This window comes from Capnocytophaga sp. oral taxon 902, from assembly GCF_013394735.1.
In the GTDB taxonomy this organism is placed as follows: Bacteria; Bacteroidota; Bacteroidia; order Flavobacteriales; family Flavobacteriaceae; genus Capnocytophaga; species Capnocytophaga ochracea.
Map to the genome: position 1 here is coordinate 2789298 of NZ_CP058261.1, position 12715 is coordinate 2802012.

A 12715-nucleotide genomic window follows, 5' to 3' on the forward strand; every position below is an offset into this window, starting at 1 on the left:
CTCTATTACTTATTACTAAATACGATTTTCAGAGGTAGAATAAAGAAAGTAAGAGAGTAAGAAAACTAATCAGATACTCAGCAGTGAAACTCTTCTTGTTTTTAGCTACTTCTTCAGGAGTACCAAAGGCTATTACTTCGCCACCTGCTTTACCTCCATCGTGCCCTATATCTATGATATAGTCTACTTTTCTGATAACATCGAGGTTGTGCTCTATCACCAGAACAGTATTGCCCTTATCTACCAAACGGTCGAGTACTTCGAGGAGTACTTTCACATCGTCAAAATGTAGTCCTGTAGTAGGTTCATCTAATATATAAAAAGTATTTCCTGTATCAATTTTCGATAGCTCAGTAGCTAACTTCACCCGTTGGGCTTCCCCTCCTGAAAGAGTAGTAGATTGTTGCCCTAAAGTGATGTAGCCTAAACCTACCTCTTCAATAGTTTTTAGTTTGCGGTATATCTTAGGGATAGGTTCAAAGAATTTTACTGCCTCACTTATAGTCATATCCAGTACATCGGCAATAGATTTTCCTTTGTATCGCACTTCAAGCGTTTCACGGTTAAAACGTTTTCCCTTACAAGTCTCGCAAGGCACATAGACATCGGGTAGGAAGTTCATCTCAATCACTTTTAAGCCAGAACCTTCGCAAGTTTCACATCTACCGCCTTTCACGTTGAAACTAAATCTACCTGGTTTGTAGCCACGTATTTGCGCTTCGGGTACTTGGGTGAAGAGGTTGCGTATCTCACTGAAAACACCTGTATAAGTGGCGGGATTTGAACGCGGAGTGCGCCCAATAGGAGATTGATCTATATCGATTACCTTATCAATATGTTCTAAGCCCTCAATACTTTTATAAGGCATTGGTTTTTTTACGCCATTAAAGAAGTGAGCGTTTAAGATAGGATACAGAGTCTCGTTAATAAGTGTTGATTTGCCACTTCCCGATACACCTGTTACCCCTATCATTACCCCTAAAGGGAACTTTACAGTTATGTTCTTCAAGTTGTTGCCCGTACAGCCTTTTAAGATAATTTCTTTGCCATTGCCTTTGCGCCTTTGGGTAGGTATTTCAATCTTTTTTCTCCCACTCATATAGTCGGCGGTGATGGTATTTGCTTTTAGCAACTCTTTAGGCGTTCCTTGGAAGATGATATCCCCTCCATTTACGCCCGCTTTAGGTCCTATATCCACTATATAATCGGCTTCTTGTATCATTTCTTCATCGTGTTCTACCACAATTACTGAGTTGCCAATATCTCTGAGCGATTTCAGCGAGTTGATAAGTCTTTTGTTATCTCGCTGATGCAAACCGATGCTAGGTTCATCGAGTATATAGAGTACTCCAGTGAGTTGTGAACCTATCTGTGTTGCCAGTCTGATACGCTGTGCCTCCCCTCCGGATAACGATTTAGAACTTCGGTTAAGAGCTAAATAAGTAAGCCCTACATCTATGAGGAATTGGAGTCGGGTGGTGATTTCTTTGATGATTTCTTCAGATATTTTGCGCTGTTTGGTAGAGAGATGCTCAGGTAGAGATTTGAACCACGCCAATAAATCTGTAATATCTAAGGCAGATAGTTCAGCTATATTTTTATCAGCTATTTTAAAGTAAAGCGCCTCTTTGCGCAAGCGAGTGCCGTGACATTCCTCACAAGGAATGGTATCCATAAACTCTTCAGCCCAGCGCTTGATAGCTAGCATATCGGCATTTTCGTGCTGGCTTTTGATGAAGTTGATGATACCTTCGAAATCAATTTCAAAATTGCGCGTAATGCCTAATACATCCGATTTGATAGCGTATTTATCTTTACCACCATAGAGAATAATATCCATCGCTTCTTTAGGAAGTGTTTCAATAGGGTCGGAGAGTTTATGACCGAACTTTTGTACAATGAGCTCTAATTGTTTGAATATCCAAGTGTTCTTTTGCTCTCCTACTGCTGTAATCCCGCCGTTCTTGATAGAGATAGAAGGATCAGGGATAATCTTGGAGAGGTTGATTTCTTGCACTTCACCCAACCCATTGCAGTGCGGGCACATTCCTTTAGGAGAATTGAAAGAGAAGGTATTAGGTTCAGGAAGAGGATATGAAATGCCCGAAGAAGGACACATCAAATGTCTGCTGAAATAGTGAGCTTTTTTTTGGTCGTGTTCTAAAACCATTAGCACATCGTCGCCGTAGTTCATTGCAATTTTGATACTTTCTTGGAGGCGTTTTTGGGTGTCATCAGTATCATCAATTTGCATACGGTCGATTACGATTTCAATATCGTGTGTTTTGTAACGGTCGAGCTTCATACCTTTTTCGATATCACGAATTTCGCCATCGGTACGCACTTTTACAAAGCCTTGTTTAGCAATCTGCTCAAAAAGCTCGCGGTAATGTCCTTTTCTCGATTGTACCACAGGAGCTAATAGGTTAATGCGTTTGCCTTTGTATTCTTTGGTAATGAGTTCCTGAATTTGGCTATCGGTATAACTTACCATTTTTTCGCCCGTTACGTAGCTATAAGCATCGGAAGCACGGGCAAATAGCAGGCGCAAGAAGTCGTAGATTTCGGTAATCGTACCTACTGTAGAGCGCGGTGATTTGGAGGTAGTTTTCTGTTCGATAGCAATCACAGGCGATAGTCCGTCGATTTTATCCACATCAGGTCGCTCTAATCCCCGAGAAACTGGCGAGCATAAGCCGAGAAAGTCTCGATATAACGGCGTTGTCCTTCGGCATAAATAGTATCAAAAGCCAATGAAGACTTGCCACTACCTGAAAGCCCTGTGAAGACTACAAGCTTTTCGCGAGGTATGGAAAGGTCTATATTTTTGAGGTTATGCACCCGTGCACCTTGAACTTCAAGTACATCAGTGGGAGCTACATTATTCGTTTTCTTTTTCATTTAGTGACTGTTATAGAGGCTACCATAAGTAGCCTATGATTAAATAATTAGACGATAATAATCTTTCTATGCATCTAATAACTGCATTACTTTTAAGGCTTGATACACAGTATTGATTCCTTCAAAAATAAGGAGCAAACGCAACCCGTTACGGGTTTCTTTCTCTTGCATACGACACTTGTTAGGGTAACGTTGTACAAAGAGTAGCACCTTTTGAAAACGCTCACTTTGGTAAAATGGACTGTTTTGGTCGGAGATAAAATAGCCTGTCATCTTACCGTTTTTCATCACGAGCTTTTCAATTCCCATACGAGTAGCTATCCATTTCACTCGCACGCTGTTGAGCAAGTCGATAGCTTGGGGAGGAATTTTGCCAAAACGGTCGGTAAGATTGCGTTGGTACTGCTGTAAAGCTTCCTCATTGGGTAAATTACTCAGTTCGTTATAAAGATTGAGTCGTTCTGCCACTCTATTGACATAGGTATCAGGAAAGAGCAATTCAAAATTGGTGTCTATTTGAGTATCGGTGAGGTAAGTTTTATCTTCTTCGGCAGTGTGATATAGTTCTGAGAACTCATTTTCTTTGAGCTCTACTATAGCTTCTTGCAATATTTTCTGATAAGTTTCGAAGCCTAACTCATTGATAAATCCACTTTGTTCCCCGCCTAAGAGGTCTCCAGCTCCACGAATTTCTAAATCCTTCATAGCAATATTTAACCCGCTTCCCAAATCAGAGAACTGAGCTATAGCTTCAATACGCTTGCGGGCATCATCACTCATTGCAACGAGGGGAGGCGTGATAAAGTAACAGAAAGCTTTTTTGTTGCTTCTCCCTACGCGACCACGCATTTGGTGTAAATCGGATAAGCCAAAATTATGTGCATTATTGATGAAGATGGTATTAGCATTGGGTACATCTAAACCATTTTCAATGATAGTAGTAGCTACCAATACATCGTAAGCACCATCCATAAAGGCTAACATTGTTTCTTCTAATTTTTTTCCGTCCATTTGTCCGTGACCAATGGCTATACGCGCATCGGGTAATAGGCGTTGAATCATACCTGCTACTTCCTGAATATTCTCTACACGGTTGTGCATAAAGAACACTTGTCCGCCTCGCTGAATTTCATAACGAATGCCATCGCGTATTATCTCTTCGTTGAAAGGTACTACCTGAGAATCGATAGGGTAGCGGTTAGGGGGTGGTGTATTGATTACTGATAGGTCGCGGGCTGCCATTAAGCTGAACTGTAAGGTTCGGGGGATAGGTGTAGCAGTGAGGGTGAGCACATCGAGGTTTTCTTTGAGGGTTTTGAGCTTATCCTTCACGCCTACACCAAACTTTTGCTCTTCATCTACTATCAGTAGACCTAAATCTTTATAAGCAACTTTTTCGCCTACTATCTGATGAGTTCCGATGATAATATCTAACTGACCATTTGCCAGTTCTTCTAAGATGATTTTCTTTTCTTTAGCTGTGCGGAATCGGTTAAGATAATCAATGCGCACAGGGAAGTCTTTCATACGCTGACTAAAGGTTTGAAAGTGCTGAAAAGCGAGTACCGTAGTAGGTACTAATACCGCTACCTGCTTGCCGTTGTCTACCGCTTTGAAAGCAGCACGAATAGCTACTTCGGTTTTTCCAAACCCAACATCACCACACACCAACCTGTCCATAGGTTTTGGGCTCTCCATATCAGCTTTTACTTCGGCTGTAGCTTTGCTTTGGTCGGGTGTATCTTCATATAGGAAAGAGGCTTCCAGTTCGTTCTGCATATAGCTGTCGTGAGAGTATGCATACCCTTTAGATTCCTTGCGTTTAGCATACAACTGAATCAAGTTGAAGGCTATTTCCTTCACTCTTGTTTTTGTCTTCTGCTTCAGTGCCTTCCAGGCTCCAGAGCCTAATTTGTATATCTTGGGTGGCTTGCCGTCCTTACCGTTGTATTTAGTGATTTTATGTAGGGCGTGAATGCTTACGAATAGGACATCGCGGTCGCCGTAAATCAGTTTGATAGCCTCTTGTTGCTTGCCTTCTACTTCAATCTTCTGTAATCCAGCAAACTTGCCAATACCGTGGTCGATATGGGTTACATAGTCGCCTACTTCTAATTGCATTAACTCTTTGAGCGTAATAGCTTGTTTTTTGGCATAACCGTTCTTTAGCTGGAATTTGTAGTAACGCTCAAATATTTGATGGTCAGTAAAGACATTCAGCTTGTGCTCATTATCTATAAAGCCTGCGTGTAGAGAAAACAATAGTGTTTGGTAATGCACTTTTTGTTCCATCTCCTCAAAGATGTCGTGGAAGCGTTTGGCTTGTTGCTCACTACCACAGAGGATATAGTTTTGGTATCCCTCAGTGTGTTTATCGTTTAAATAACTGATAAGTAGCTCGAATTGCTTGTTGAATGAGGGCTGTGGTGTAGTGCGGAAAACAATCTCTTTTTCGCCTTTGGAGAAAGATGAGGGAAGATTTATATTTATTTGCTGAAATCTCCCCATTTGGTTTAATAAATCTTCTGATTGACAATATAGCACATCGGGTGTACTGTGTTTTACTTCATTAGGGAGCTTTTCGTAAATGTCAGTAGCTTTAGTGAAGAGCTTGTCGATTTTTGCTCCAAAAGTAGATGTTTCCTTAGATATTAAAAGGGTTTGTTCGCTGATATACTCTAAAAATGATTGACGTACCTCATTACCTTCTTTGTTTTCGACGTTAGGGATAATGGTAATCTTAGAAAGCTGTGTTGTTGAGAGCTGTGTTTCGACATCGAAGGTGCGAATACTCTCTACTTCATTGCCAAAGAATTCAATGCGGTAAGGTTCGTTATTTGAGAAAGAAAAAACATCAACAATCCCTCCGCGTACTGAAAATTCGCCAGGTTCGGTTACAAAATCAGTGCGATTGAAATTATAGGAGAAAAGCACTTCGTTCAAGAGTTCAATGGTTAGTTGGTCTCCTTTGCTAATCTTTAAGGTATTTTGCTCCAATTGCTTACGAGTGATAACTTTCTCGAAGAGCGCTTCGGGGTAGGAGACTACTATCAGTGGTTGCCCACTATTGCTCAGCCGATTGAGCACTTCAGCACGCAGTAACACGTTGGCGTTATCGGTATCTTCAATTTGATACGGGCGGCGATAGCTATCAGGAAAGAAGAGTACTTGTTCGCCTACTAAGGTCTCTAAGTCGTTTAACAAATAGGCACTTTCTTCTTTGTCGGGCAAGAGTACCAATAGCGGACGCTTGGTATTAGTATAAACATTAGCTATGAGTAAGGACAGAGAAGCCCCTGCCAAACCATTGGCAACGATATTATGATGTGCTTTAATTTCAGTTAATAAACTTTTATAAGTACTATTTTCTGCAAATAATTGTAATAACTCTTTCACAAATAGGGATTATGATTACAAAGTGCAAAGGTACGCATAAATTAGGAATTAACAACTAATTCATTACAGTTGTTATAAGCTATTTTTTGCATATACAAAAGTTCTTCCAAAACCTTATTGATATCTTTTTCAGGGAACGGCAATGCGATAAGGAGCTCATTGGGGGTTATAGGTTTGGACTTCAATAAACTCCAAACCGCTTTTTTAACCTCTTTTTTATCAACTTTTGGAGGAGGTAGTTTGGCAATACAATTTGAACATACTCCACAAGGCTTTTCGGACTGTTCACCGAAGTATTCTAAGAGCTGGATGTTGCGACAAGTATTCTCATTTTGAAGATAGTGGAATACTGCTTCTTGCAAGCTTAGCTTGGTGTGATTGTACTCTTTTAAGTTTTTAGAAATACTATTGATAGTGCGATCATCATCACGAGGCACATTAAAGACAATTTGAATATCAGAAGCTTCGTTTTTTAAAATAGCCATTCCATCGTTGTGCAAATGTTCTAAATTCTTGATGATATCACGATAGTCGAGTTCTGTGAGTTCAGTGATTTTTTCCATCTCCAAAGTTATAGGCTGACTGTAGATAAGAGGGTAAGACCTTATGAGATAGATAACAAGATTTTTTAGATAACGATGCGTTTGTAAATAAGTAATAAGTTGAGGGGCAGGTGCTGTAATATGCAAAGTAACCTTCTTGTAAAATTGCTGGCTGAGTGAAATAATAGACATTCGGTCTAACACCTGCAAACCATTATAGGACTTTATGGGTGATAGCTGATAACGCTTCCAGAAGTCGGGGAAAAAGAAACTGAATACCCCTTCTTGTCCTTCACCTATTGCTATTTGAAAATAAGCATTAAGTTTCGCATAAAGTAGCTTGAGAAAAGGAATGTCTACCAAGTAATCTTTTAGCAGTTTATTAGCATTTTCAACGTCGATTTTACCATAGAATAGGATAGCTTCGGCTGGATTACCATCACGACCTGCACGTCCAGCCTCTTGAAAATAGTCCTCTAAGGTTTGAGGTATATCCCAATGAATTACGAAACGCACATCAGGTTTGTCTATCCCCATTCCGAAAGCATTGGTAGCTGCCATTACACGCACATCGTTCAGCAACCACATACTGAGCTTTTTATTCTTTTCTTCGGCAGGAAGACCTCCGTGAAAATAGGCTGCTGAGATACCGTGATTCTGCAATAGTTCAGCCAATTGTATGCAACCATTTCTGCTGCGCAAGTATACGATAGCACTCCCTTCGGTCTTTCTTAACAGTTGTAGTAACTCGTGCCATTTATCGGAAACCTTATACACTTTGTAAGCGATATTAGGGCGTGCTAAAGAAGTACTGATAATAGTAGCATTTTCTATACCTAAATGATGTAAGATATCTTGCTGTACTTGATGCGTTGCCGAAGCTGTGAGTGCCAATAATGGGACGTTAGGAAATTCTTCTTTCAGCCATTTACACTGTAAATAAGCAGGACGAAAATCTTTACCCCAATGTGATACACAATGTGCTTCGTCTATCACTATTAAGTTAATAGACATTGCTTTGAGATAAGAGCGCACCAATTCCTGTTGCAGACGTTCAGGGGACAGGTATAAGAATTTGTATTGCCCATAGAGAGCATTGTTTAGCAAGCGTTCCAACTCAGAGTAGGGGAGACCTCCCGATAACGATAGTGCACGTATTTCTCTATTTTTAAGCGCCTCTACTTGGTCTGTCATTAGGGCTACTAAGGGAGAAACAACTATACAGATGCCTTCTTTCATCATAGCAGGCACTTGAAAAGTAATAGACTTTCCTCCACCCGTAGGCAATAAGGCTAAGGTATCTTTTCCGGATAATACCGAGTTGATAACAGCTTCTTGAGAGTTGCGAAAACCGTCGTAACCCCAATACTTTTTGAGTATGTACAGAGGTTCATTCTCCATAAATACTACTGCTTATAACCTTTGTATGCTGGACGCGCCAATTGAGGAAAATCAATAAACGGATTACGGTTGCCTTGTGCCTTTTCAATCACATTGTTACGCTGACGTTCAAGGTCAGAAACGGGATCTTCGTCATTCCATTTTAGGAGAACTTGAAGTCCTCCTAATACAATAACATCGTCTATTCTGTCGTGATATCGTAAGTTGATATACATAATCATTCGTGCAACATCTCCTTTCCATTCGTCTCCTGGATACCAAGCGCCTTTTGTACGACCAGCTTTCCCTTTACCATCGGTAAAAGGAATATTTCCTCTACTACCATTTAGTTTACTATCACAAGCTTTTAGATGATGTAAATCACCTTTAGCATTTCCCTTATACTTTGATTGTGGATAGATGTGTTCTGTATTGAATGTTTGGGGTTTATAAGTGTTACTTCCACTATTGTACTCTCTCCAGAAACGTTCTTCTCCTGTATAAACCAGTACAACATTTTGTGGATTTTTAAGGCTTGCATCGGCTTTATAAAGATATTCATGGCGCTCACCATAACCTAATTGATTTTTATGCTTAGCGATAGTAAGAGCTGCTAAATCATCATACAAAGCTGTCCCCGTTTTAGTGAAATCAAACCCTTTATAGTAAGTTTTTAACTCCTCGGGTACTGTAATCTTTACAGGAGGGATGGGCTCCTCAGTAGTGGGAGTAGTGGTGGTAGGAGGGTTAGGAGCAGGAGGTACAACAGGGAGAGGTTGTGCTTGGTCATCATTCTTGCAAGCTAACAAGAACATTACGAATAATAAAACATAAATTCTTTTCATATGTATTTAATTTTTAGTTATTTGTTTACACGAAAAAGCTAACTTTAGCATTAGTAACGTTTTTCAATAGTACATTCTCATCTTGATGTGTAATATCAGTACTGAAAACAGACTGTTGCATTATACTTCTTTATTTCTTATTTTTATTAAATGATAGTGCAAAGGTACGAAGTAATTATTAAATAAGCAAATATTGATTAATGGTTAATGGTTAATGATTAATGGTGAAATTAAGAAGACTTATAGGATAAACGAACAATAGGCGAAGGGAGAGTGGGTCTACAGTGGGTCTACAGTGGGTCTATAGTAGGTCTACAGTGGCTCTACAGTGGCTCTACAGTGGCTCTACAGTGGCTCTACAGTGGCTCTACAGTGGCTCTACAGTGGCTCTACAGTGGCTCTACAGTGGCTCTACAGTGGCTCTACAGTGGCTCTACAGTGGCTCTACAGTGGCTCTACAGTGGCTCTACAGTGGCTCTACAGTGGCTCTACAGTGGGTCTAGAACGAATAAAAGACGAATGATGAATAAATCTAAGTTAAAGCTAAAAGATAGATAAAAAGAAGGTTATTAGTGGATTTCAACTTTGCCAAAGTTTGAAACTTGGGCAAAGTTCATACAAAAAACGGTGCAAGATACAAGGACAGATAGAGAAAAGACGAGTGAGAAGCCCCCGAACCCCCGAAGGGGACAAGCCTTAAAGAGAAATAGGTAAAGGCTATCAGTCTGAAAAACAAGACTTATTCGAAGATAGAGGGAAGTTAAAGCAAGCTTAAGAAAAACAAAAGACGGTGTGAGTCACACGAACAGATGAAGAATGAACGAAGAAAGAGCAATACTAAATCAAAGATAAGGTAAATCTAAGAGAGAGATAAAAAGAAGGTTATTAGTGGATTTCAACTTTTCCAAAGATTTGAAACTTTGGCAAAGTTTATACAAATGACGGTGCAAGCCGCACGGGTAGATAGGGAAAAGACGAAGAAAAATTAGGAATAAGAGGGGAATAAAGTGGAAATGAAAGAAAAAAAGAACGCATTTTGCGAATTTAATTCTCGATGGTATGTTGTTAATTGTTAATTAATCATTATCTTTGCCCCCAAAATAAGTACGTATATACGATTTGTTATAAAACAGACTCTTTAGATAAAATACATTTTTCATATATGAAATACAAACGAATTTTACTAAAACTCAGCGGGGAAGCCCTTATGGGAAGTCGCCAGTACGGCATTGACCCCGCGCGTTTAAAAGAATACGCTGCCGAAATTAAGGAGGTAGTGAACCAAGGTGTGCAAGTGGCCATAGTAATTGGCGGGGGAATATCTTCCGCGGGGTAGCTGGTGCTAGCAATGGTATGGATAGAGTGCAAGGCGACTATATGGGTATGCTGGCTACCGTTATCAACTCGCTTGCCCTACAAAGTGCCTTAGAAGACGAAGGACTTTTTAGCCGTTTGCAAACAGCTATCAAGATGGAAGCTATAGCTGAACCTTTTATCAAACGCCGTGCAGTACGGCACTTAGAAAAAGGACGCGTAGTGATTTTTGGAGCGGGAACGGGTAATCCTTACTTTACGACCGATTCGGCAGCGGTACTTCGCGCTATCGAAATCAATGCCGATGTAATCCTTAAAGGCACTCGTGTAGATGGTATCTACAATGCCGACCCTGAAAAAGACCCTAATGCGGTGAAGTTCGACCATATCTCTTTTAATGAGTGTATTGATAAAAACCTTAAAGTGATGGATATGACGGCTTTTACCCTTAGCCAAGAAAACCATTTGCCTATCATCGTATTCGATATGAACAAAAAAGGCAATCTTGCTAAAGTAGTAGCAGGCGAAAACGTAGGAACGACGGTCAATGATTAATGGTTATATTGCGATGCTTCTTTAACAATTGAAGACTAACAACTAACAAATAATTAAAAACAATATACAATGAACGAAGAAATTAATATTATCTTAGAAACTACAAGCGAAGCGATGCAAGAGGCATTGCAACACTTAGATAAGGCTTTAGCCAATATCCGCGCTGGCAAGGCGAGTCCGCAAATGGTAAGTAGTGTAATGGTGGACTACTACGGGGCGCAAACTCCCCTTAGTCAGGTAGCCAATGTATCAGCTCCCGACTCACGTACTATCTCTATTCAACCTTGGGAAAAGAAAATGATTCAGCCTATTGAGAAAGCTATCCAAATAGCTAATTTGGGCTTTAACCCAATGAACAATGGCGAAATGGTGATTATTACCGTACCACCACTTACCGAAGAACGCCGTAGAGAGCTCGTGAAACAAGCCAAAGGTGAAGGTGAAGACGCTAAAATAAGTGTGCGCAACGCTCGACAAGACGCTAATAAAGAGATTAAAAAGGTAGAAGCTTCGGACGATGTGAAGAAAGAAGCTGAAGAGCGTGTGCAAAAGCTCACCGACAAATACATCAAGAAAGTAGAAGAAGTATTAGCTGTAAAAGAAGCTGAGATCCTAAAAGTTTAGTTTAGGTAAGAGATAAGAGGTAAGAGGGTATAGTAATACAATAAGTAATAAGAAATGACAAACAACGAACAAGTAAAGGATTTAGTGAATCGCCTGGGTGCGTTAAGGAGGTATCTTTGACGTAGATGCTAAACGCATTGAAATAAGCAACGAAGAAGAAAAGACTTTTGCGCCTGACTTTTGGGATAATGCCAAAGAAGCTGAGAAAGTGATGCGCGAGCTTCGCACTAAAAAGAAATGGGTGAAAGACTATGAGGAAGCCGAAAATCTTACCTCGGATATAGAAGTACTACTTGACTTTTTTAAAGAAGGTGAAGCTACTGCGGAAGATGTAGACCACCAATACGCCCAAGCCTTACACGCTATTGAAGCATTGGAGTTCCGCAATATGCTTTCGGACGAGGGCGATACGATGAGTGCGGTATTGCAAATTACGGCAGGCGCAGGTGGTACTGAAAGCTGTGACTGGGCATCGATGCTACTACGTATGTACACGATGTGGTGCAATAACCAAAAATATAAGGTAAAAACACTCAACTTCCAAGAAGGCGATGTGGCAGGAGTAAAGACGGTTACCATAGAGATTGAAGGCGAATACGCTTTTGGCTACCTAAAAGGTGAAAATGGCGTACACCGATTGGTACGCATCTCACCTTTTGATAGTAATGCTAAACGCCATACCTCTTTTGCCTCGGTATACGTGTATCCTTTGGTAGATGATACTATTGAAATAGACATTAATCCCGCTGATATTACGTTTGAGACGATGCGCTCCAGTGGTGCTGGGGGCAGAATGTAAACAAGGTAGAGACAGCTGTGCGTTTGCGTCACCACCCTACGGGTATCATTATTGAGAATTCCGAGACCCGCAGTCAGTTGGATAATAAGAACAAGGCATTACAACTACTCAAATCGCAGTTGTATGAGATAGAGCTCAAAAAGCGTCAAGCCAAGCGCGATGAGATAGAAGCAGGAAAGATGAAGATAGAATGGGGCTCACAAATACGCAACTATGTAATGCACCCCTACAAACTTGTGAAAGATGTACGTACCAATTACGAATCTACTGATGTAGATAGCGTAATGAACGGTGAATTAGATGAGTTTCTCAAAGCCTACCTAATGCTTATGGGTACGAGCCGTACGGGTGATTTGTAA

At 40.4% G+C, this 12715-nt stretch carries 5 protein-coding genes and 3 pseudogenes; 4 read left to right on the forward strand and 4 right to left on the reverse strand.

The annotated features are described in order from the left end of the window. Positions 1-28: 28 nt before the first annotated feature. The 4 genes and pseudogenes from uvrA to HW278_RS12025 form a co-directional block, all read right to left on the reverse strand. Positions 29-2901 (reverse strand): annotated as a pseudogene (uvrA, locus tag HW278_RS12010) (excinuclease ABC subunit UvrA). 66 nt (positions 2902-2967) lie between these two features. Then, complete coding sequence (gene mfd / locus HW278_RS12015) at positions 2968-6297, reverse strand: transcription-repair coupling factor (protein ID WP_178977944.1); 3330 nt, start codon at positions 6295-6297, stop codon at positions 2968-2970. 41 nt (positions 6298-6338) lie between these two features. Continuing rightward, complete coding sequence (locus tag HW278_RS12020; protein WP_178977945.1) at positions 6339-8240, reverse strand: ATP-dependent DNA helicase RecQ; 1902 nt, start codon at positions 8238-8240, stop codon at positions 6339-6341. Positions 8241-8245: 5 nt separating this feature from the next. Next, on the reverse strand, positions 8246-9064 hold the full coding sequence (locus HW278_RS12025) for an endonuclease I family protein (protein WP_178977946.1): 819 nt from the start codon (positions 9062-9064) through the stop codon (positions 8246-8248). Between the two features lie 273 nt (positions 9065-9337). Between HW278_RS12025 and HW278_RS12030 the strand changes: the two genes are divergently transcribed. The 4 genes and pseudogenes from HW278_RS12030 to prfB all read left to right on the forward strand — a co-directional run bounded on the left by HW278_RS12030 (position 9338) and on the right by prfB (position 12715). After that, positions 9338-9622, forward strand: a complete 285-nt coding sequence (locus tag HW278_RS12030) for a hypothetical protein (protein ID WP_178977947.1) — start codon at positions 9338-9340, stop codon at positions 9620-9622. A gap of 604 nt (positions 9623-10226) precedes the next feature. Then, a pseudogene (gene pyrH, locus HW278_RS12035) lies at positions 10227-10933 on the forward strand (UMP kinase). A 69-nt stretch (positions 10934-11002) separates the two neighbouring features. Further along, the gene (gene frr / locus HW278_RS12040) at positions 11003-11557 is read left to right on the forward strand and encodes a ribosome recycling factor (protein WP_009750469.1); all 555 of its coding nucleotides are present in this window, start codon (positions 11003-11005) and stop codon (positions 11555-11557) included. A gap of 54 nt (positions 11558-11611) precedes the next feature. Beyond that, positions 11612-12715 (forward strand): annotated as a pseudogene (prfB, locus tag HW278_RS12045) (peptide chain release factor 2).